This window comes from Streptomyces sp. NBC_00876, assembly GCF_045207435.1.
Classification (GTDB): Bacteria; Actinomycetota; Actinomycetes; order Streptomycetales; family Streptomycetaceae; genus Streptomyces.
This window is the reverse complement of sequence record NZ_CP108800.1, coordinates 5859523-5881852: the sequence shown is the minus strand read 5'-3', so window position 1 is coordinate 5881852 and position 22330 is coordinate 5859523. Positions and strand designations below refer to the sequence as shown.

Here is a 22330-nt window from a genome sequence, read left to right as displayed (position 1 = left end):
TCAGGGCGGCGCAGGGTTTGCAGTCCACGGACCACCCCCGATTGTCCGGACCTCACCCGAGGAGCACCGTTGAGCACTGATACCCCCCGCCGGACCCGATTCAGATTCGGGGCCGGAAAAGCCACCAGATCCCGAGCCGTCGCGGGCCTGACCGCACTGCTCCTCCCGCTGGCCGCGATGGTCGGCATGGCCTCCCCCGCCGAGGCAGCGACCTCCGCGACCGCCACGTACCTCAAGAAGTCCGACTGGGGCAGCGGCTTCGAGGGCCAGTGGACGGTGAAGAACACCGGCACCACCGCCCTCAGCTCCTGGACCATCGAGTGGGACTTCCCGGCCGGCACCGCCGCGGGATCCGCCTGGGACGCCACCGTCACCAGCTCCGGCACCCACTGGACCGCCAAGAACCTCGCCTGGAACGGCTCGGTCGCACCGGGCGCCAGCGTCTCCTTCGGCTTCAACGGCACCGGCTCCGGCGCCCCCTCCGGCTGCAAGCTGAACGGCGCCTCCTGCGACGGCGGCAGCGTCCCCGGCGACAACGCCCCCTCGGCGCCGGGCACCCCCACCGCGAGCGCCGTCACCGACACCTCGGCGAAGCTGAGCTGGAGCGCGGCCACCGACGACAACGGCGTCAAGAACTACGACGTCCTGCGGGACGGCGCGGTCGTCGCCACGGTGACCGGCACCACGTACACCAACACCGGCCTCACCGCGGGTACCGACTACTCGTACACCGTGCAGGCCCGGGACACCGCCGGCCAGACCGGTCCGGTCAGCGGCGCGGTCAAGGTGCACACCACCGGCGGCGGCGGCACCGACCCCGGCACCGGCGACAAGGTCAACCTCGGCTACTTCGCCGAGTGGGGCGTCTACGGCCGGAACTACCACGTCAAGAACCTGGACACCTCCGGTTCCGCCGCGAAGATCACGCACATCAACTACGCCTTCGGCAACGTGACCGGCGGCAAGTGCGCGATCGGTGACTCCTACGCCGACTACGACAAGGCGTACACCGCCGACCAGTCCGTCGACGGCGTCGCCGACACCTGGGACCAGCCGCTGCGCGGCAGCTTCAACCAGCTGCGCAAGCTCAAGGCGAAGTACCCGCACATCAAGATCCTGTGGTCCTTCGGCGGCTGGACCTGGTCCGGCGGCTTCGGCCAGGCCGCGCAGAACCCGGCCGCGTTCGCCCAGTCCTGCTACGACCTGGTCGAGGACCCGCGCTGGGCCGATGTCTTCGACGGCATCGACATCGACTGGGAGTACCCCAACGCCTGTGGTCTGACCTGTGACACCAGTGGTCCGGCCGCCCTGAAGAACATCACCTCGGCCCTGCGGACGAAGTTCGGCAGCAGCAACCTGGTGACCGCCGCCATCACGGCCGACGGATCCGAGGGCGGCAAGATCGACCTGGCGGACTACGCGGGCGCCGCGCAGTCGCTGAACTGGTACAACGTGATGACGTACGACTTCTTCGGCGCCTGGGACGCGAAGGGCCCGACCGCCCCGCACTCCCCGCTCACCTCGTACAGCGGCATCCCGAAGGCCGGCTTCAACTCCGCGGACGCCATCGCCAAGCTGAAGGCCAAGGGCGTTCCCGCCTCCAAGCTGCTGCTCGGCATCGGCTTCTACGGCCGCGGCTGGACCGGTGTCACCCAGGACGCACCCGGCGGCACCGCCACCGGCGCGGCCCCGGGTACGTACGAGGCCGGCATCGAGGACTACAAGGTCCTCAAGAACAGCTGCCCCTCCACGGGCACCGTCGCCGGTACCGCGTACGCGCACTGCGGCACCAACTGGTGGAGCTACGACACCCCGGCCACCATCGCGTCGAAGATGGCCTGGGCGAAGAGCCAGGGCCTGGGAGGCGCGTTCTTCTGGGAGTTCAGCGGGGACACCGGCAACGGTGAACTCGTGAGCGCGATGAACAACGGTCTCAAGTAATCCCCACCGAGGCACCGCTCATCGCGTAACCCCCGAAAAGCACCGGGGAGACAGGTCCGCCCCCTGTCTCCCCGGTTTTCGTTTCTGTCCTGCGTGACCTCTCAGGCCACGTTCACCCGCTGGCCGGGAGGCGCTGCCTCCAGCCAGGCGAGGAATCCGGTGAGGGCGTCCTCGCTCATCGCCAGCTCCAGGCGGGTCTCCCGGTGGAGACAGCCGAGCACGATGGCGTCGGAGAGCAGCGCGAGCTCCTCCTCGCCCTCGGGCAGCCGGCGGGCGACCACCTCGATCGAGGAGCGCTCCAGCACCCGGCGCGGACGCGGGGAGTAGCTGAAGACGCGGAACCAGTTCACCTTGTCGCCGCTGTACCGGGCGACTCCGTACACCCAGCCCTTGCCCGAGAGATCCGGCTCCACCGGAACATCCCAGCGCAGGCTGCAGTCGAAGGTCCCACCGGAGCGCTGGATCAGCCGCCGGCGAAGACCGAAGACGAAGAGACCAACCGCGACCAGTGCGACGACCAGCCCGCCCACCCACAGCGCGAGGAACATCTCCACCGACCTCCTCGCATCGTCGAGTAAACGGATACCGCCAGGACTTCAACCGCACCTGCATCGCCTCAGCCGCGACACGGTCTGGAGGGTCTCCAGAACGGGCCGCGGCTGAGGGTAAAGACGTTTCGCGGGGTGGCTAGTGCACCGCCACCGCACGCAGTCGCACATCGGCGCGGCGCTCGGCAGCGCTGTCCGTGTCCGACTTCGCACGCTCGAACGCACGCTCCGCACGCTCGACATCGATCTCGTCCGCCAGCTCGGCGATCTCCGCCAGCAGCGAGAGCTTGTCGTCGGCGAAGGAGATGAAACCACCGTGCACAGCGGCGACGACAGTGCCGCCCTCGCTCGTACGGATCGTCACCGGGCCCGATTCCAGCACACCCAGAAGCGGCTGGTGACCGGGCATGACGCCGATGTCGCCGGACGTGGTGCGCGCGACGACCAGGGTGGCCTCGCCGGACCAGACACTGCGGTCCGCGGCGACCAGCTCGACATGCAGCTCAGCAGCCAAGGGTGGCTCCTCGGGTCACCACCCGGCGGTCATGCCGGGTGTTGGGTCAATTCTACGGGGCGTGGTGAGGGGGGCGGGACACACCCACCCCCCTCGGTGAGCCGGAGGCTCAGGAGACGCCGAGCTCCTTGGCGTTGGCCTTGAGGTCCTCGATGCCACCGCACATGAAGAACGCCTGCTCGGGGAAGTGGTCGTACTCACCGTCGCAGATCGCGTTGAACGCGGCGATCGACTCGTCGAGCGGAACGTCCGAACCGTCCAGGCCGGTGAACTGCTTGGCGGCGTGGGTGTTCTGCGACAGGAAGCGCTCGACGCGACGGGCACGGTGGACAACGAGCTTGTCCTCCTCGCCCAGCTCGTCGATACCGAGGATCGCGATGATGTCCTGGAGGTCCTTGTACTTCTGCAGGATCCCCTTGACGCGGCTGGCCGTGTCGTAGTGGTCCTGCGCGATGTAACGCGGGTCCAGGATGCGGGACGTGGAGTCCAGCGGGTCCACGGCCGGGTAGATGCCCTTCTCGGAGATCGGACGGGAGAGAACCGTCGTCGCGTCGAGGTGGGCGAACGTGGTGGCCGGGGCCGGGTCGGTCAGGTCGTCCGCGGGGACGTAGATCGCCTGCATCGAGGTGATCGAGTGACCACGCGTCGAGGTGATGCGCTCCTGGAGCACACCCATCTCGTCGGCCAGGGTCGGCTGGTAACCCACTGCGGACGGCATACGGCCGAGCAGCGTGGAGACCTCGGAACCGGCCTGCGTGAAGCGGAAGATGTTGTCGATGAAGAGCAGCACGTCCTGCTTCTGCACATCGCGGAAGTACTCCGCCATGGTCAGGGCGGACAGGGCCACGCGAAGACGCGTGCCCGGCGGCTCGTCCATCTGGCCGAAGACCAGTGCGGTCTTCTCCAGAACGCCCGAGTCCGTCATCTCGTCGATGAGGTCGTTGCCCTCACGGGTGCGCTCACCGACGCCGGCGAACACCGACACACCGTCGTGCAGCTTCGCCACACGCATGATCATTTCCTGGATGAGGACCGTCTTGCCGACGCCCGCACCACCGAACAGACCGATCTTGCCGCCCTTGACGTACGGGGTCAGCAGGTCGACGACCTTCAGGCCGGTCTCGAACATCTCGGTCTTCGACTCGAGCTGGTCGAAGGCCGGGGCCTTGCGGTGGATCGGCCAGCGCTCGGTGATCTGAGCTTCGGCCTCCGGCTCGTTCAGGATCTGACCGAGGGTGTTGAACACCTTGCCCTTGGTGATGTCACCGACGGGCACCATGATGCCCTTGCCGGTGTCGGCCACCGGGGCCTGGCGGACCAGGCCGTCGGTGGGCTGCATCGAGATCGCGCGGACCACGCCGTCACCCAGGTGCTGGGCGACTTCGAGGGTCAGCGTCTTACGAGCGCCGGCCTCGGCCGGGTCGTCGACCTCGACGTGCAGGGCGTTGTAGATCTCCGGCATCGCGTCGACGGGGAACTCCACGTCGACGACCGGGCCGATGACCCGGGCGACGCGGCCCGTGGCAGCGGCCGTCTCAACTGTCGTCGTCATTACTTGTCACTCCCCGCGGACGCGTCGGCCAGCGCACCTGCACCGCCGACGATCTCGCTGATTTCCTGGGTGATTTCGGCCTGGCGGGCCGCGTTGGCAAGCCGGGAGAGGCTCTTGATCAGATCCCCGGCATTGTCGGTCGCCGACTTCATCGCACGGCGGCGGGCGGCGTGCTCGGAAGCGGCAGCCTGCAGCAGTGCGTTGTAGATGCGGCTCTCGACGTAGCGCGGCAGGAGGGCGTCGAGGACGTCCTCCGCCGACGGCTCGAAGTCGAACAGCGGAAGGATCTCGTCCTTCGTACCGCTCTCCTCCGCGACCTTGTCGAGCGAGAGCGGCAGCATCCGGCCGTCGACCGCGTTCTGCGTCATCATCGACACGAACTCGGTGTAGACGATGTGCAGCTCGTCGACGCCGCCCTCGGCCGTGTCCTTCTGGATGGACTCGATCAGGGGCGCGGCGATCTTCTTGGCGTCCGCGTACTCCGGGCTGTCGGTGAAGCCGGTCCACGACTCCGCGACCTTGCGCTCGCGGAAGCCGTAGTAGGCGACACCCTTACGGCCGACGATGTACGTGTCGACCTCCTTGCCCTCGGCCGCCAGCCGCTCCCGCAGCCGCTCCGCCGCCTTGATGGCGTTGGAGGAGTAGCCGCCGGCCAGACCGCGGTCGCTCGTGAGGAGCAGGACCGCGGCCCGCACCGGGGCGTCGGCCTCGGTGGTGAGCGGGTGCCTTGTGTTGGAGCCGGTCGCCACCGCGGTCACCGCACGGGTGAGCTCGGTCGCGTACGGCATCGACGCCGCCACCTTGCGCTGCGCCTTGACGATGCGCGAGGCGGCGATCATCTCCATCGCCTTGGTGATCTTCTTGGTCGCGGTGACGGCTTGGATGCGGCGCTTGTAAACGCGAAGCTGAGCGCCCATCGATCAGCCCTCGCCCAGGAGCTTGCCGTCCGAGGTCTCGAACTGCTGCTTGAAGGCGGCGATCGCGTCGGCGATCGACTGCAGCGTGTCGTCGGACATCTTGCCGCCCTCGGCGATGCCGGTCAGGAGGTCCTTGCGCTCACGGCGCAGGTACTCCAGCAGCTCGGCTTCGAAGCGGCGGATGTCCTCGACCGGGACGTCGTCCATCTTGCCCGTGGTGCCGGCCCAGACGGAGACGACCTGCTCCTCCATCGGGAACGGGGCGTACTGCGCCTGCTTCAGCAGCTCGACCATGCGCTTACCGCGCTCCAGCGACGCCTTGGAGGCCGCGTCCAGGTCGGAACCGAAGGCGGCGAACGCCTCCAGCTCGCGGTACTGGGCGAGGTCCACGCGCAGTCGGCCGGAAACCTGCTTCATGGCCTTGTGCTGGGCGGAGCCACCGACTCGGGAGACCGAGATACCGACGTTGAGCGCCGGACGCTGACCCGCGTTGAACAGGTCGGACTCCAGGAAGCACTGGCCGTCGGTGATGGAGATGACGTTGGTCGGAATGAACGCCGACACGTCGTTCGCCTTGGTCTCGACGATCGGGAGGCCCGTCATCGAACCGGCACCCATCTCGTCGGAGAGCTTGGCGCAGCGCTCCAGCAGACGCGAGTGGAGGTAGAAGACGTCGCCCGGGTAGGCCTCGCGGCCCGGCGGACGGCGCAGCAGAAGCGACACGGCGCGGTAGGCGTCGGCCTGCTTCGAAAGGTCATCGAAGATGATCAGGACGTGCTTGCCGGCGTACATCCAGTGCTGGCCGATGGCCGAACCGGTGTACGGCGCCAGGTACTTGAAGCCGGCCGGGTCGGACGCCGGGGCGGCGACGATGGTCGTGTACTCGAGCGCGCCGGCCTCTTCCAGGGCACCTCGCACGGAGGCGATGGTGGAACCCTTCTGACCGATGGCGACGTAGATGCAGCGCACCTGCTTGTTCACGTCGCCCGAGCGCCAGTTGTCGCGCTGGTTGATGATCGTGTCGACGGCCAGCGCGGTCTTACCCGTCTGGCGGTCGCCGATGATCAGCTGACGCTGGCCGCGGCCGATCGGCACCATGGCGTCGACGGCCTTGTAGCCGGTCTGCATCGGCTCGTGCACCGACTTGCGGACCATGACGCCAGGGGCCTGCAGCTCGAGGGCGCGACGGCCTTCGGTCGCGATCTCGCCGAGACCGTCGATCGGGTTGCCGAGCGGGTCGACGACGCGGCCGAGGTAACCCTCGCCGACGCCGACGGAGAGCACCTCACCGGTGCGCTGCACCGGCTGGCCCTCCTCGATTCCGCTGAACTCGCCGAGGACGATCGCACCGATCTCGCGCTCTTCGAGGTTGAGGGCGAGACCGAGGGTTCCGTCCTCGAACTTCAGCAGTTCGTTCGCCATGGCGGAGGGCAGACCCTCCACCTTCGCGATGCCGTCGCCGGCAACGCTGACCGTACCGACCTCCTCGCGCGAGGCCGCGTCCGGCTGGTACGACTGGACAAAGTTCTCCAGTGCGTCCCGGATCTCCTCCGGCCGGATCGTGAGCTCCGCCATCTGGGTTCCCTGCTCTCCTTGTTGGGCCCGAAGTTTCTTAAGGGGGTCTGGGGGCCGACCCCCAGGAATCTTCTGCAATTTCTGCACGGCCCAACCGGGCCGCTGGTCTTGCTCTGTTCTGTTTGCTGTGCCGCGCGGTGTCAGCCGGCCATGCGACGGGTCGCCTCGTCGAGGCGCTCCGCGATGCTGCCGTTGATGACCTCGTCGCCGACCCGCACCACGATCCCGCCGAGGACCTCGGGGTCCACGTCGAGGCTCAGGTGCATCTGCCGGCCGTAGATCTTCGCCAGGGCGGCGCCGAGACGCTGCTTCTGCCGGTCACTGAGCGGCACGGCCGAGGTGACGACCGCCACCATGCGGTCCCGGCGGTCCGCGGCGAGCTTGGAGAGGGACTCGAGTCCCGCTTCCAGGCTACGTCCACGGGGCTGGGTGACAAGCCGCGTGACGATGCGCTCGGTGGTGGGCCGCGCCTTTCCGCCGAGCAGGCTGCGCAGCAGCTCGCCCTTGGCGGCGGGGGTCGCGGTCCGGCTGGTGAGCGCGGAGCGCAGCTCGGTGTCCGAGGCCACGATCCGGCCGAACCGGAACAGCTCGTCCTCGACGTTGTCGAGGTCTCCGCTGCGCTGGGCGGCGGTGAGGTCGGCGATGTTCGCCAGTTCCTCGACCGCGTCGACCAGGTCACGCGACTGCGACCAGCGCGAGCGGACCATGCCGGAGACCAGATCGACGGCTTCGCCGCCCACCTGGCCGCGCAGCAGGCGTCCTGCCAGCTCGGCCCTGGCCTCGCCGGCCTGCGCCGGGTCGGTCAGGACCCGGCGCAGCGACACCTCGCGGTGCAGCAGCGCCGTGACGCCGGCCAGGTCCTCGGCGAGCTTCGCCGCATCGGCCGACGTGCTGTCGGTCAGTGCGTCGAGGCGCTCGCGTGCGGCAGCCAGTGCCTCGCGGCTCGCGCTGTTCATCGGACTGCCTCGGCCTTCGCCTCGAGGTCGTCGAGGAAGCGGTCGACGGTGCCGCTCTGCCGGGCGTGGTCCTCGAGGGACTCGCCGACGAGCTTGCCGGCCAGGTCGGTGGCGAGCTTGCCCACGTCCTGGCGCAGCGCGGAGGCCGCGGCCTTGCGGTCGGCCTCGATCTGGGCGTGGCCGGCAGCAACGATCTCGTCGCGCTGACGCTGGCCTTCCGCCCGCATCTCCTGCAGGATCACGGCGCCCTGCTCCTGCGCCTCCTGGCGCAGACGAGCGGCTTCGTGGCGGGCCTCGGCGAGCTGAGCCTTGTACTGCTCAAGAACGCTCTGGGCCTCGGTCTGGGCCGCATCGGCCTTTTCGATGCCGCCTTCGATGGCCTCGCGGCGCTCTTCCAGAACCTTGTTGATGTTCGGGAGGAGCTTCTTGGCGAGGAAGCCGAAGACGATGACGAAAGCGATGAGGCCAATGACGAGCTCAGGGATCGGCGGGATCAGCGGGTTTTCCGGATCCTCCGCCGCGAGCTGAACCAGGGGGTTCACGTCAATGCCTTCCGTCGAATGGGCTGTTCGCGACCGGTCAGGCGGTCGGGTAGACGAACGGCATGACCAGACCGATCAGGGCGAGCGCCTCACAGAAGGCGAAGCCGAGAATCTGGTTGGCGCGGATGAGACCGGCAGCCTCGGGCTGACGGGCCAGCGCCTGGGTGCCGTTACCGAAGATGATGCCGATGCCGACGCCGGGGCCGATCGCGGCGAGGCCGTAACCGATCGAGCCGAGGTTGCCCTTGATTTCGACGCCGGCGGCGAGGGTCTGGAGAGCGGACATGCCGGTTCTTCCTTCTCTTTCAATGTCCGGTGGGGGTTGGCCACCGGGTGCTTCAGGAGGTGTGGTGCTCAGTGCCCCTTGGCGAGAGCGCCCTGGATGTAGCTGCAGGCCAGCAGCACGAACACATAGGCCTGGACAGCCTGGATGAAGAGCTCGAAGGCCGTCATCACGAGGACCATCACGAACGACACGCCTGCGTAGGCGAAGCCGATGCCGTTGAGCAGGTACCAGCTGGCGATCGTGAAGAGCAGCAGCAGCGTGTGGCCCGCGAACATGTTCGCGAACAGTCGGACCGCGTGCGTGAACGGCCGGACCAGCAGGTTCGAGAAGAACTCGATGGTCATCGAGAGCGGCAGGACCCCGCCGAGGCTCTTGTCGTAGCCCGTGAAGTTCTTGAGGGCTCCGACGAAGCCGTGCTTCTTGAAGGTCAGTACGACCCACAGGACGTAGACGATCCCGGCGAGAGCCGCCGGATACGAGATGATCGCCGTCACGGGGAACTGGGCAACCGGAATGATGGACCAGAGGTTCATCATCCAGATGACGAAGAACAGGGAGACCATCAGCGGGACGTACTTCTCGCCGTCGCGCTTGCCGATCGTCTCGTAGACGATGCCGCGGCGGATGAAGTCGTATCCGGCCTCGGCCGTCATCTGAAGCTTGCCGGGCACCAACTTCGGCTTACGGAAGGCGGCCCAGAAGAAGCCAACGATGATGACCGAGCCGAGCAGGGCCAGCAGCATCGTCTTGTTGAAGTACAAGTTGCTGTCCGCATCGCCCCAGAGGGGCTCGAACAGGAACGAGTGCAGGCCGGGTGCCGGGAAACCACAACCGTCGAAGATGTGGCAATCGGTCTCGAAGGCGAGCACCTGTGTCGGGTCAGCACTCACCGCGGGCTCCTTCAGCGTGGCGCATAGGTACGGCAACCTCGTTGTGTCGGCGCGGCGCGCAGCCGCGGTTCGGCACTGGACTGGTGTTTCGGATGTGTGAGCGGCAGTCAGGCATGTGAGCCTCGCGATCGAGCAGGCGTCAGCTCACATGCCCGCGCCCGCAGTGCCGCAGTTGGAACCGGACGATAGCAGGGTCGCGAACCTGCACTTATTCCGCCCCTACCCTTCACGCTGCAGACCCCGGCTTTTTGGGCTTTTCGTCCTTGTCGGACTCGGGTTCCACGTAAAGGATCTTGGCCTTCATGTGCGCACGCGCCTGTGCGCCGATCCACACGAGTGTCGTCACGACCAAGGTGATCGCGAAGGCCTTCGGGTTGAACAGCGAGGTGTTCTTGAATACGGCGACGAAGATGAACAGCAGCAGGAGTTGCGCCGTGTAGAGCGCGAGTCCCATCGCCTGGAAGAGATGAGGCATGGACCTGGCGGTCCGTTGCAGGACCATCAGTCCGATCCCCATGAAGAGGATGACCACGATCGTCGCAACGATCGCGCCCAGGGCTCCCTTGCCGCCCGCGACGCCGCCGCTGATCGCGGCGGCAACAGCGCCGGCGGCAGCGGTGGGTACGGCGGTCTGGAGGAGAGTCCGGACGTCGTTGGACGGCATGGCGGCAGCTCCGCTTGCTGGGGGTGGGCAGTGTGTCGTCATGGACGAGCGTAGGCCCGGTCCGAGTCGAAGCCTCGGGGCCAAGGGACCGCGCTACTCAGGTCCTTCGGCTCTGTCACCGGGTTCGTGAACGGTATCACAAACTATTTGATGAGGTCTTTACTCAGAAAGTGTGCCCGCTGTCACACGTCCGGGCTAATTCGGGCGTGTGATCAAGGCAACTCAACGGCTTGTCTGGTATTGCCCTTTGATGCCCGAATCATCGGCGCGTGGAATCGGCCTCGCGCCGGTTCTCGAAACGAGAACGGTGACCGATGGCTGTCGCCCCGTTGACGCCCGAGACTCCTGCGGCGATCGGGGGCCGCGATGCGGCCTCGTGTCCGTCCTGCCCCATCTGGGCGTCCAGGGCCCCCTGTTGTCCCTCCGGGGCCTGTGACGGCTCCGCCCCGGCCTCCTCGCCCCGCCGCTTGCGGCGGCGGTAGCGCGGCGGTACGAAGCGTTCCGCCCACTGCGGGGCGCGCGGGGTGAATCGGGGCATCAGGAGCAGGATCAGGCCGAGCGCGCTCAGGCCGACGATCACCAGCACGATCCACATGGAGGCCGAGTGCACGGAGTAGCCGACCGCGCCGAAGGCGATCAGTGCCGACCAGAAGTACATGATCAGCACCGACCGGCTGTGCGAATGGCCGATCTCCAGCAGCCGGTGGTGCAGATGGCCGCGGTCCGCCGCGAACGGCGACTGGCCGTTCCAGGTGCGCCGCACGATCGCCAGCACCAGGTCGGCGGCCGGGATCGCGATGATGGTGAGCGGGAGCAGCAGCGGGATGAAGACGGGCAGCATCGCGTGGGTCGCCTGGCGCTCGCTGCCCTCGAAGATCTTCATGGTGTCCGGGTCGACCTGTCCGGTCACCGAGATCGCTCCGGCGGCCAGGACCAGGCCGATCAGCATCGAGCCCGAGTCGCCCATGAAGATCCGGGCCGGGTGCATGTTGTGCGGCAGGAAGCCGAGGCACATGCCCATCAGGATCGCCGTGAAGAGCGTCGCTGGGGCGGCCGCCTCGATCATGTGCCCGTACCAGAGCCGGTAGGTGTAGAGGAAGAACGCGGCGGAGGCGATGAGGACCATGCCGGCCGCCAGGCCGTCCAGTCCGTCGACGAAGTTCACCGCGTTGATCGTGATCACGACCAGGGCGACCGTGAGCAGCGTGCCCTGCCACTGGGTGAGGGCGACGGTGCCGACACCCGGGATCGGCAGCCACAGGACCGTCAGGCCCTGGAGCACCATGACCGCCGCGGCGATCATCTGTCCGCCCAGCTTGATCAGGGCGTCGATCTCGAACTTGTCGTCCAGGACGCCGATCAGCCAGATCAGTGCCGCCCCGGAGAGCAGCGCCCGCGGCTCGCTGGAGAGGTCGAAGACACCGTCGAGGTTGGTCAGATGACTGGCGACGATCAGCCCGGCGCACAGTCCGCCGAACATGGCGATACCGCCGAGCCTCGGTGTCGGTTCCCGGTGGACGTCACGCGCGCGGATCGCGGGCATCGCCCCGACCGCGATGGCGAACTTGCGCACCGGCCCGGTGAGCAGATAGGTCACCGCGGCCGTGACACAGAGTGTCAGCAAGTAATCACGCACGGGCTGCCCCACAAATGTCGCCGGCCATCTCAGCCCACACCTTAACTACGTCGGCCTCATGGTTGAGGACACAGAGGTCCGCGCGATGGTTGCACGGGACGCCTCTATTACGGACATAGGGGCGATGTCACCCAGGGTACGGCGGAAACTTCGCCGCCATTTCCCGTACCTCCGCGAGAACCTCACCCTCCCCGCGCACAGCCGCGCCGAACAGCACCGCGAGCCGGGCCATCTCCGCGTCACCCATCCCCTGGGTGGTGACGGCCGCCGTACCGAGCCTGATGCCCCGGGCGTCCGAGTACGGAAGGGCACAGGTGTCCAGTACCAGTCCCGCGGCGGCCAGCCGGGCGCGTGCGGAGGGGCCGTCGGCGCCGAGCGGGGCCGGGTCCGCGACGATCAGGTGGGTGTCCGTGCCGCCGGTGGTGACCTCGAAGCCCTCGGCCTCCAGACCGGCTGCCAGCACCCGGGCACGGGCCACCACCCGGTGGGCGTACGCCGAGAAGGCCGGGGTCGCCGCCTCGCCGAAGGCCACGGCCTTCGCGGCCACCGTGTGCATCTGGGCGCCGCCCTGCGTGAAGGGGAACACCGCCCGGTCGATCCGCTCCGCCAGCTCCTCGCCGCACAGGATCATGCCGCCGCGCGGACCGCGCAGCACCTTGTGCGTGGTCGCGCAGACCACGTCCGCGTACGGAACGGGGTTCGGCGCCGCTCCCCCGGCGATCAGCCCCATCGGATGTGCCGCGTCGGCGATGAGGTACGCACCCACCTCGTCGGCGATCTCCCGGAACAGCTCGTGGTCGATGTGGCGGGGGTAGGAGATGGAGCCGCTGACGATCGCCTTGGGCCGGTGCGTACGGGCCAGGGTGCGCAGCTGGTGGTAGTCGATCAGTCCGCTCTCCGAATCCACCCCGTAGCCGATGAAATCGAACCAGCGGCCGGAGAAGTTGGCGGGCGAGCCATGGGTGAGGTGCCCGCCGAACGGGAGTCCCATCGCGAGCACCGTGTCACCGGGCCGCAGGAGTGCCGCGTACGCCGCGAGAACGGCCGACGAGCCGGAGTGGGGCTGCACATTGGCGTGCTCGGCGCCGAAGAGGGAGGTGGCGCGGCGGACCGCGATGAGTTCGGCGGCGTCCGCCTGCTCGCAGCCGCCGTGATGGCGCCTGCCGGGGTATCCCTCGGCGTACTTGTTGGCGAGCGGTGAGCCGAGGGCGGCCAGGACCGCGGGCGAGGTGAAGTTCTCGGCGGCGGTCAGCTGCAGTGTGCCGGACTGCCGGTGCAGTTCCCCCAGCAGCACATCGGCGATCTCCGGGTCCTCCCGGACCAGGGCGCCGAAGTCCTGGGGCAGGCCGGCGACGGCGGAGGGTGCGGCAGCATGGGTGACCGGCATCGGGGGCTCCGGACCTGGGGAGGGGTGACGTCAGTCCAATGTAGGCCCGGGACGGGGCTCCTGCCCGCTGTCGCGCGGTGCGGTACACCCGTCCGGACTGACGGGCCCGCCCCGGTCCGCGGGGCCGTCGGCGCGGCGCGGACGGCCGCCCGGCAGGGTCAGTGCGGAGCCGGCACGCCCGTCAGCGCGGTGACGACCGGGTCCAGGGCCTGGTTGATCTCGTCGCCGATGGACCGGAAGAACGTGATCGGGGCGCCGTACGGGTCGTACACCTCGTCGGCCTCCGCGGTCGGCGCCAGCAGCCAGCCGCGCAGCGCGGCGGCCGCGCGCACCAGGGCGCGGGCACGTTCGACGACGCCCTCGTCGAGTGCGTCGGGCAGTGTCGCGGGGTCTATCGCCCGGACCAGCCGGGTGAACTCCTTGAGCGTGAAGGTCCGCAGCCCGGCCGAGTGCCCCATCGAGATCACCTGGGCCCGGTGGTCGCGGGTGGCGGTGAGCACCAGATCGGCGCGGATCACGTGCTCGTCCAGCAGCTCCCGGCCGACGAACCCGGTGGCGTCGGCGCCGAAGTCGGCGAGGACCACCTCGGCGTTGGCCTCCATCGGGGCGCCCTCGTGCCCCCACGTTCCGGCGCTCTCGACGATGAGTCCGCCCTGCAGCGGGTCGCCGAGGCGGTCCACGAGGGCATGGCGGGTCAGCCGCTCGGTGATCGGTGAGCGGCAGACGTTGCCGGTGCTGACGTGGAGGATGCGGAAGGTGTCGGTCCGCCCCGCTATGCCACGCCCCTCAGGGGCGGTCAATTGGCCACCTCGAGGTCGGGTACCACCTTGCGCAGCTCCTCCGCGGAGAGCGCACCGGCGCGCAGCAGGACCGGCACCTTGCCGGTGACGTCGACGATCGAGGACGGAATGATGCCCGGCGTCGGGCCGCCGTCGAGGTAGACGGAGACGGAGTCCCCGAGCATCTCCTGGGCCGCGTCGCAGTCCTCGGGCGACGGGTGTCCGGTGAGGTTGGCGCTGGAGACGGCCATCGGGCCGACCTCCGTGAGCAGCTCGATGGCGACGGGGTGCAGCGGCATCCGGATGGCGACGGTGCCGCGGGTGTCGCCGAGGTCCCACTGGAGCGAGGGCTGGTGCTTGGCGACGAGCGTCAGGGCGCCGGGCCAGAAGGCGTCGACGAGCTCCCAGGCCTGCTCGGAGAAGTCGGTGACCAGGCCGTGCAGGGTGTTCGGTGAGCCGATCAGGACGGGCGTGGGCATGTTGCGGCCACGGCCCTTGGCGTCCAGGAGGTCGGCGACGCCCTCGGAGCTGAAGGCGTCCGCACCGATCCCGTACACGGTGTCGGTGGGCAGCACGACCAGTTCGCCGCGGCGGACGGCGGACGCGGCCTCGCGCAGACCCGTCGTACGGTCGGTCGCGTCGTTGCAGTCGTATCGCCGTGCCATCAGCCGGCCTCCTCAAGCATGTACGGGTACGGGTTGGGCTGGTACGGGTCGTGCGGGTGGTCGCCGCCGGTCACGGCATGGCCTTGCGGGCCGTGGCGAACCGGGGACGCCTGTTCAGGTCGGGGTGGTCGGCCGCGTCGGCCCAGCCACGCTCCTCGGTGAAGATCCACGGCACCTGGCCGCCCTGGGTGTCGGCGTGCTCGATGACGACGAGGCCGCCGGGGCGCAGCAGACGGTGGGCGGTGCGCTCGATGCCGCGGATGGTGTCGAGGCCGTCCTCGCCGGAGAAGAGGGCCATCTCCGGGTCGTGGTCGCGGGCTTCCGGAGCCACGTACTCCCACTCGGTGAGCGGGATGTACGGCGGGTTGGAGATGACCAGGTCGACCTGGCCGTCGAGCTCGGGAAGGGCCGTCAGGGCGTCGCCGCGGTGCACGGTGACCCTGGAGTCCTCGGCGTTCTTCCTGGTCCATTTGAGGGCGTCCTCGGACAGCTCCACGGCGTGCACGCGCGAGCGCGGCACCTCCTGGGCCATGGCGAGGGCGATGGCGCCCGATCCCGTGCACAGGTCGACGATCAGCGGTTCGACGACATCCATCGCGCGGACGGCGTCTATCGCCCAGCCGACGACCGATTCGGTCTCCGGCCGGGGGACGAAGACGCCCGGTCCGACCTGGAGCTCCAGATAGCGGAAGAAGGCGCGTCCGGTGATGTGCTGGAGCGGTTCGCGGGCCTCGCGCCGGGCGATGGTCTCCCAGTAGCGGGCGTCGAAGTCGGCGTCCGGCACATTGTGGAGCTCGCCCCGCTTGACGCCGTGCACGAACGCGGCGAGTTCCTCGGCGTCGAATCGCGGCGAGGGGACACCGGCGTCGGCCAGCCGCTGGGTGGCCTGGGCCACCTCGGCGAGCAGCAGGTTCATCGCGGTTCTCCGTACGGGTTCACGAGCGGGGCGGGGCGGTGGAGCTCAGGCCGCGGCGAGCTTGGCGGCGGAGTCGGCGTCGACACAGGCCTGGATCATGGCATCCAGGTCCCCGTCGAGCACCTGGTCCAAGTTGTACGCCTTGAAGCCGACGCGGTGGTCCGAGATGCGGTTTTCCGGGAAGTTGTACGTACGGATCTTCTCGGAACGGTCGACCGTACGCACCTGGCTGCGCCGTACGTCCGAAGCCTCCTGCTCGGCGGCCTCCTGGGCGGCCGCGAGGAGCCTCGAGCGCAGGATACGCATGGCCTGCTCCTTGTTCTGGAGCTGGCTCTTCTCATTCTGGCAGGAGGCGACGACACCGGTGGGCAGGTGCGTGATGCGGACCGCGGAGTCCGTGGTGTTGACGGACTGGCCGCCGGGGCCGGACGAGCGGTAGACGTCGATCCGCAGGTCGTTGGCGAGGATCTCGACATCGACCTCCTCGGCCTCGGGCGTGACGAGCACACCGGCGGCGGAGGTGTGGATGCGGCCCTGGGACTCGGTGGAGGGAACGCGCTGCACACGGTGCACGCCGCCCTCGTACTTCATCCGGGCCCAGACGCCCTGGCCGGGTTCGGTGGCCCCGTTGCCGCCCTTGGTCTTGACGGCGACCTGGACGTCCTTGTAGCCGCCGAGCTCGGACTCGGTGGAGTCGATGATCTCGGTCTTCCAGCCGACGCGCTCGGCGTAGCGGAGGTACATGCGCAGCAGATCCCCGGCGAACAGGGCGGACTCGTCGCCACCCGCACCCGCCTTGATCTCCAGGAGCACGTCCTTGTCGTCGCTGGGGTCACGGGGTACGAGCAGGAGGCGGAGCTTCTCGGTGAGCTCCTCGCGCTCCTTCTCGAGGTCCTTGACCTCGGCGGCGAAGTCGGGGTCGTCGGCGGCGAACTCGCGGGCGGTCTCGATGTCGTCGCCCGTCTGCTTCCAGGAGCGGTACGTGGCGACGATCGGGGTCAGCTCGGCGTAGCGCTTGTTGAGCTTGCGCGCGTTGGCCTGGTCGGCGTGGACCGCGGGGTCCGCGAGCTTCTTCTCGAGATCGGCCTGTTCGCCGATCAGTTCCTCGACCGCCTCGAACATCTTCGGGCTCCTGGTTTCTTCGCTCGTCGTGCCTGCCGGCCGGCGGATGCCTGCCGGGCGGGGTACAGGGATGCCGTACCCCGGCCGGAAAAAAACGCCGGTCTTGGCGCCCCCGGGAAGAGGGCGCCAAGGACCGGCGCAGTTGGCTCGCTACTTGCTGGCGGAGCCGGCGGCCTTGCCGAAGCGGGCCTCGAAGCGGGCCACGCGGCCACCGGTGTCGAGGATCTTCTGCTTGCCCGTGTAGAACGGGTGGCACTCGGAGCAGACGTCGGCGCGGATGGCGCCGCTGTCCAGCGTGGACCGGGTGGTGAACGACGCGCCACAGGTGCAGCTGACCTGCGTCTCGACGTACTGGGGGTGGATCTCGCGCTTCAAGGGTTTCTCCTAGGTTCGGGAGGGCGCCGGGTCGTACGCGCGGATTGCGCGTCCGTGAACCGGGGCCGACGTACCAGTCTGCCAGGACTGGCCGTATCTCCCAAAACCGGGGTCGGCCGCCCGGTATTCCCGGACGTCCCGGATCACCGCACGATCTGTCCCGCGTCGCCCTTGTCGCCCGCCGACTTCTCGGTCGCGGAGGCGGGGATCGGCTGATCGTTGCGCAGCGCGGTCCACACCTGCTTTCCGGCCTCCTCCAGCGGTACGACGCGGTTCGGGTCGGCCGGGTCGTACTGGACGGGCAGGGTCACCATGTGGACGTCGTTCGCGCCGAGCCCCTTGAGGCCGCTCGCGAAGCCCGCCAGCTTCTCGACCGAGCCGAGGTCGGAGTCGGTGGTGATGGCCTTGGTCGCGGTGTCCGCGATCCCGTACAGCTTGGTGCCGTCCAGGATGCCCACGCTCTTCGCCTGCTCCATGAGCGCCTTGATGAAGGCCTGCTGGAGCTGGATGCGGCCGAGGTCGCTGCCGTCGCCGACGCTCTTGCGGGTGCGGACCAGGCCGAGCGACTGCTCTCCGTCGAGGGTGTGGGTGCCGGGTTCCAGGTCCAGATGGCTCTTGGGGTCGTGGATCGCCTGGCTGGTGGTGATCTCCACACCGCCGAGCTTGTCGACCAGCTTCGTGAAGCCGGTGAAGTCCACCTCGATGTAGTGATCCATCCGGATCCCGGACATCGACTCGACGGTCTTGACCGCGCACGCCGGTCCGCCGACCTCGTACGCCGTGTTGAACATCGCGCGCTGCTGCCCGGCGACGGGCTGTCCGCTCTCGTCGCCGGTGCACTCGGGCCGGGTGACGAGGGTGTCGCGCGGGATGGAGACGACGCTGGCCGTCTTGTGGCCCTTGTTGACGTGCACGACCATCGCCGTGTCCGAGCGGGCCGCGCCCTCGTCGACGCCGTACTTCGCGTTCGCGCCGGAGCGCGAGTCGGAACCGAGGACGAGGATGTCCTCGGAGCCGTTGTCGACGTTGTCGGGGCGGTCCTTGCCGAGGGCGTTGTTGATGTCGACGGCCTTGAGGTTGCCGTTGAGGTGGAAGTACGCGTAACCGAGACCCGCTCCGCCCACGACGACCACGCCGGCCAGGCTCCAGGCGGCTATGACGGTCGCCCTGCGGCGGCGGGAGGCCTTCCTCCGGCGTTTGCCGGTGGCCCGTATTCGGCTGCTGCTCCCGCTCTGCTCGCTCATCCGTCTCCTCGTTCCTCGGCTGCTCCCGGCTACCCCCTGGAGTGGTGTGCGGGCCTTTGTGCCGCTCTGTCGCTGGTGGTTACGACGCGGCTGAGACAAGAAGGGTTGCACAGGCACCTGTGTCGTCCGGGTAAGCGAAGGGCACCCGCACGGAACGTGGGAACAGCCGGTGACCTGCCGCTCACCTGCGGTTTCTTGCCCGTTACAGGCAATCCGGCGCCGCTGCGGGGCCGGCCGGCCGTGTGGCGAAGGTCTCGGACCGGCAACGGCACAGGGCCGCCCCCGGCACCGAAGTGGCGGGGGCGGCCCTGTGTACTGCCGGCGGGAGGCTACGACTAGTCGTTGTTGCCCGGGGCCGGCGTCGTCTTCTGGATCTGGAGCAGGAACTCCGCGTTGGACTGGGTCTTCTTCATCCGGTCCAGGAGGAGCTCGATCGCCTGCTGCTGGTCGAGTGCGTGGAGCACCCGGCGCAGCTTCCAGGTAATCGCCAACTCGTCGCTGCCGAGCAGGATTTCTTCCTTACGCGTGCTGGACGCGTCGACGTCCACCGCGGGGAAGATGCGCTTGTCGGAGAGCTTGCGGTCGAGCTTGAGCTCCATGTTGCCGGTGCCCTTGAACTCCTCGAAGATCACCTCGTCCATGCGCGAGCCGGTCTCGACGAGCGCGGTGGCCAGGATGGTCAGCGAGCCGCCGTCCTCGATGTTGCGCGCGGCACCGAAGAAGCGCTTCGGCGGGTAGAGCGCGGTCGAGTCGACACCACCGGACAGGATGCGGCCGGACGCCGGGGCGGCGAGGTTGTACGCGCGTCCCAGACGGGTGATCGAGTCCAGCAGGACGACCACGTCGTGACCCAGCTCGACGAGACGCTTGGCGCGCTCGATGGCCAGCTCGGCGACGGTGGTGTGGTCCTCGGCGGGGCGGTCGAAGGTCGAGGAGATGACCTCGCCCTTCACCGACCGCTGCATGTCGGTGACCTCTTCCGGACGCTCGTCGACCAGGACGACCATCAGGTGGCACTCGGGGCTGTTGACCGTGATGGCGTTGGCGATCGCCTGGAGGATCATGGTCTTACCGGTCTTCGGCGGGGCCACGATCAGGCCTCGCTGGCCCTTGCCGATGGGGGCGACCAGGTCGATGATCCGCGTCGTCAGGACGTTGGAGTCGGTCTCCAGACGGAGCCGGTCCTGCGGGTAGAGCGGCGTCAGCTTCTGGAACTCCGGACGGCCGCGGCCGCTTTCGGGCGCCATGCCGTTGACCGAGTCGAGGCGGACGAGCGCGTTGAACTTCTCGCGGCGCTCGCCGTCCTTGGGCTGGCGCACCGCACCGGTGACGTGGTCACCCTTGCGCAGGCCGTTCTTGCGGACCTGGGCGAGCGAGACGTACACGTCGTTCGGGCCGGGCAGGTAGCCGGAGGTCCGGATGAACGCGTAGTTGTCGAGGATGTCCAGGATGCCCGCGACGGGGATCAGGACGTCGTCGTCGGTGACCGGCGGCGCGTCGGCGGCGAAGTCGTCGCGGCCGCGGCGGCCACGGCGGTCGCGGTAGCGGCCGCGCCGGCCGCGCCGGCCGCCGTCGTCGTCGAAGCCGTCGTCCTGCGGTCCGCCGCCCTGCTGGCCCTGGCTCTGCCCCTGGCCGCCCTGCTGGCTCTGGCCCTGGCCCTGGCGCTGCTGGCGCTGGCCGCCCTGGCCGCCGCCCTGCTCGCCGTCGCCCTTGCCGCGGCGGTCGCGCTGACGCTCCCGGCGGTCGCCGCGCTCACCGCGCTGGCCGCGGTCCTGGCGCTCGCCGCGGCGTCCCTCGGCGTTGTCGGCCGCGGCCTCGGCCTTGGCCTCGGAGCGGTCCTCGGCAGGGGCCTCGTGCTTCGGCTCGTCCTGCGTACGGTCCTTGGCCTGCGCCTTGGTGTCCGGCTTGCTGTCCGGGCTGCCCGCCTGGGCGGTGGCACGGCGCCGACCACGGCGTTCGCCCGCGGGCTGCTCGTCGCTGGCCGGCTGGCCGGGGATGTCGATCTGCTGCTGGGCCGTGGCCTGCTCGGCGGGCGCGGCAGCCGGGGTCTCGTCCCCCGCACCGGTGCGTGCCTTGGAGGTGGCCCGGCGCTTCGGCTTGGTCTCCGCACCGTCGGCGGGGGCCGCGGCGGCCTTCGCCTTGGAGGTGGAGGAGCTGCCCGCCTGGGCCTCCTTGATGACCTCGATCAGCTGGCTCTTGCGCATCCGCGCAGTGCCCTTGATGCCGAGGCCGGACGCGACCTGCTGCAGCTCGGCCAGGACCATGCCGTCAAGGCCGGTGCCGGAGCGGCGGCGCCGTGCGGTGGTGCCAGTGGCAGCACCTTCGGCGGGCGCGGCGCTGTCGACGCTCTTGTCGGCAGTCACGCCCATCAGATCGGTGGTGTCGCTCACGAAGGGTCCTTCCCTGGAGCGGACGTCGGCCTTCTGGCTCGGCGACCGGTTGTGCTGTCCGACTGCGGTCTTCGATGACGCGGACCGTGCCGGGGCGGTGGTCCGCCGGATAGGTACGGCGGAGAGATGAACGTGTGCATGGGGCCCGGCGCGAGCATCCCCCTGCTCGGCCCACTCCTGGATGAGCGAGGGGTGTCGTGCCGGTTCCGGAGCGTGCTCGAAACTGCTCAGGCAGGCTGCTCAGGCAGTTTGGGAGGCTCCCGGAAGAAATGGTGGTCCCGGAAAGGGACACGAAGCAACGCGCCTCATGGACGTCGGTTGCAGACTTGAGGTTAACACTACCGGCTCCAACAAACATTCCCCCTCTCACTCACCGGCAATCACTTCTCGCTACGGAGCGAGCGGCAGCACACTCGCTCCCCGGGCGTCGAGAGCGAGCCGGTCGGCCGCCCATCCCTCGCCCGCCAGCCGTGCGACCTTGTCGGCGGCACCGGCCTCGGCCAGTGCCAGCACGGTCGGGCCCGCGCCGGAGATGACCGCGGGAACGCCGTCGGCGCGCAGCCGGTTCACGAGTTCCACGCTCTGCGGCATCGCGGGCGCGCGGTATTCCTGGTGGAGCCGGTCCTCGGTGGCCGTGAGCAGCAGCTCCGGGCGCCTGGTCAGGGCCTCGACGAGGAGGGCGGCGCGGCCTGCGTTGAAGGCGGCGTCGACGTGCGGGACGGTGCGCGGCAGCAGTCCGCGGGCGGTCTCGGTGAGTACCGGCTTGCCGGGGACGAAAACCACCGGAACGATGGAATCCGAGGGGTCCATCCTGATGGCGCGGGCCGATCCCCCGTCCATCCAGGCGAGCGTGAACCCGCCCAGGAGGCAGGCCGCGACGTTGTCCGGGTGACCCTCGATCTCGGTGGCGAGTTCCAGCAGCGCCGCGTCGTCGAGCCGGGCGTCACCACCGGTGGTCACGGCGCGGGCGGCGACGATGCCGGCGCAGATGGCGGCGGAGGAGGAGCCGAGGCCGCGGCCGTGGGGGATGCGGTTGGCGCAGACGATCTCCAGACCGCGGGGCTGACCGCCCAGCAGGTCGAAGGCCGTGCGCAGGGACCGGACCAGCAGGTGCTTCTCGTCGCGGGGCAGCGTGTCTGCGCCCTCGCCGGCGATGTCGATGTGCAGCCCGGAGTCGGCTACGCGGACGACGACGTCGTCGTACAGCCCGAGCGACAGGCCGAGGGCGTCGAAACCGGGGCCCAGGTTGGCGCTGGTCGCGGGGACGCGCACCCGGACGGCGGCGGCTCGGAAGGCGGGACCGGCCATCGCTCTGACGACTCTCCTTGTGAGGCGGCGGGGAATTCGAGGAGCTGCGGTATTTCGGGGCTCTGCGCGGCTCTTCGGGTTCTGCAGGGGGCTTGGATTCTTCGGGGGCTACGGCTTCTGGGG

The 22330-nt window shown here is 69.1% G+C and carries 21 protein-coding genes; 1 reads left to right on the top strand and 20 read right to left on the bottom strand.

The genetic code is table 11. From position 1 onward, the window contains the following. Positions 1 to 69: 69 nt before the first annotated feature. Entirely contained in the window at positions 70 to 1941 is a 1872-nt protein-coding gene (locus OG782_RS26055) for a glycosyl hydrolase family 18 protein (protein ID WP_406454876.1), read from the top strand. Between the two features lie 101 nt (positions 1942 to 2042). On the opposite strand, the gene OG782_RS26050 is transcribed toward OG782_RS26055, so the two are convergent. From OG782_RS26050 to thrB, 20 genes are all read right to left on the bottom strand, one after another. Then, positions 2043 to 2489, bottom strand: coding sequence for a DUF2550 domain-containing protein (locus OG782_RS26050; protein ID WP_406459282.1), 447 nt, complete (start codon positions 2487 to 2489; stop codon positions 2043 to 2045). 139 nt (positions 2490 to 2628) lie between these two features. Then, on the bottom strand, positions 2629 to 3003 hold the full coding sequence (locus OG782_RS26045) for a F0F1 ATP synthase subunit epsilon (RefSeq protein ID WP_148020742.1): 375 nt from the start codon (positions 3001 to 3003) through the stop codon (positions 2629 to 2631). A 109-nt stretch (positions 3004 to 3112) separates the two neighbouring features. Next, complete coding sequence (gene atpD, locus OG782_RS26040) at positions 3113 to 4555, bottom strand: F0F1 ATP synthase subunit beta (protein WP_406454874.1); 1443 nt, start codon at positions 4553 to 4555, stop codon at positions 3113 to 3115. Then, positions 4555 to 5472, bottom strand: a complete 918-nt coding sequence (locus OG782_RS26035) for a F0F1 ATP synthase subunit gamma (RefSeq protein WP_406454872.1) — start codon at positions 5470 to 5472, stop codon at positions 4555 to 4557. The genes atpD and OG782_RS26035 overlap by 1 nt, the downstream gene beginning before the upstream one ends. Before the next feature lie 3 nt (positions 5473 to 5475). After that, positions 5476 to 7047: a F0F1 ATP synthase subunit alpha gene (gene atpA / locus OG782_RS26030; protein WP_406454870.1), complete on the bottom strand. Its 1572-nt coding sequence runs from the start codon at positions 7045 to 7047 to the stop codon at positions 5476 to 5478. A gap of 140 nt (positions 7048 to 7187) precedes the next feature. Further along, a complete protein-coding gene (locus OG782_RS26025; protein ID WP_406454868.1) occupies positions 7188 to 8003 on the bottom strand; it encodes a F0F1 ATP synthase subunit delta in 816 nt (271 codons plus the stop codon). Then, entirely contained in the window at positions 8000 to 8545 is a 546-nt protein-coding gene (locus tag OG782_RS26020; RefSeq protein WP_406454866.1) for a F0F1 ATP synthase subunit B, read from the bottom strand. The genes OG782_RS26025 and OG782_RS26020 overlap by 4 nt, the downstream gene beginning before the upstream one ends. 37 nt (positions 8546 to 8582) lie before the next feature. Beyond that, entirely contained in the window at positions 8583 to 8831 is a 249-nt protein-coding gene (atpE, locus tag OG782_RS26015) for an ATP synthase F0 subunit C (RefSeq protein ID WP_330313742.1), read from the bottom strand. Positions 8832 to 8899: 68 nt separating this feature from the next. Then, entirely contained in the window at positions 8900 to 9721 is an 822-nt protein-coding gene (gene atpB, locus OG782_RS26010; RefSeq protein WP_406454864.1) for a F0F1 ATP synthase subunit A, read from the bottom strand. A 226-nt stretch (positions 9722 to 9947) separates the two neighbouring features. Then, entirely contained in the window at positions 9948 to 10385 is a 438-nt protein-coding gene (locus OG782_RS26005; RefSeq protein WP_406454862.1) for a hypothetical protein, read from the bottom strand. A gap of 259 nt (positions 10386 to 10644) precedes the next feature. Continuing rightward, a complete protein-coding gene (locus OG782_RS26000) occupies positions 10645 to 12033 on the bottom strand; it encodes an MraY family glycosyltransferase (protein ID WP_406454860.1) in 1389 nt (462 codons plus the stop codon). A gap of 115 nt (positions 12034 to 12148) precedes the next feature. Further along, a complete protein-coding gene (glyA, locus tag OG782_RS25995; protein WP_406454858.1) occupies positions 12149 to 13408 on the bottom strand; it encodes a serine hydroxymethyltransferase in 1260 nt (419 codons plus the stop codon). A 158-nt stretch (positions 13409 to 13566) separates the two neighbouring features. Then, positions 13567 to 14208 (bottom strand): protein-tyrosine-phosphatase, encoded by a 642-nt coding sequence (locus tag OG782_RS25990; protein ID WP_406454856.1) that lies wholly within the window; start codon positions 14206 to 14208, stop codon positions 13567 to 13569. Beyond that, entirely contained in the window at positions 14205 to 14852 is a 648-nt protein-coding gene (locus OG782_RS25985) for an L-threonylcarbamoyladenylate synthase (RefSeq protein ID WP_329613863.1), read from the bottom strand. Before OG782_RS25985 ends, OG782_RS25990 begins: the two co-directional genes overlap by 4 nt. A gap of 70 nt (positions 14853 to 14922) precedes the next feature. Then, positions 14923 to 15768 (bottom strand): peptide chain release factor N(5)-glutamine methyltransferase, encoded by an 846-nt coding sequence (prmC, locus tag OG782_RS25980; RefSeq protein ID WP_136328763.1) that lies wholly within the window; start codon positions 15766 to 15768, stop codon positions 14923 to 14925. A gap of 45 nt (positions 15769 to 15813) precedes the next feature. Next, positions 15814 to 16890, bottom strand: a complete 1077-nt coding sequence (gene prfA, locus OG782_RS25975; RefSeq protein WP_406454854.1) for a peptide chain release factor 1 — start codon at positions 16888 to 16890, stop codon at positions 15814 to 15816. 150 nt (positions 16891 to 17040) lie between these two features. After that, entirely contained in the window at positions 17041 to 17265 is a 225-nt protein-coding gene (rpmE, locus tag OG782_RS25970; protein WP_123461667.1) for a 50S ribosomal protein L31, read from the bottom strand. 143 nt (positions 17266 to 17408) lie between these two features. After that, entirely contained in the window at positions 17409 to 18509 is a 1101-nt protein-coding gene (locus OG782_RS25965) for an LCP family protein (RefSeq protein ID WP_406454852.1), read from the bottom strand. Between the two features lie 335 nt (positions 18510 to 18844). Continuing rightward, on the bottom strand, positions 18845 to 20899 hold the full coding sequence (gene rho / locus OG782_RS25960; protein WP_406454850.1) for a transcription termination factor Rho: 2055 nt from the start codon (positions 20897 to 20899) through the stop codon (positions 18845 to 18847). A gap of 390 nt (positions 20900 to 21289) precedes the next feature. Then, entirely contained in the window at positions 21290 to 22207 is a 918-nt protein-coding gene (gene thrB, locus OG782_RS25955) for a homoserine kinase (RefSeq protein ID WP_406454848.1), read from the bottom strand. Positions 22208 to 22330: the final 123 nt, after the last annotated feature.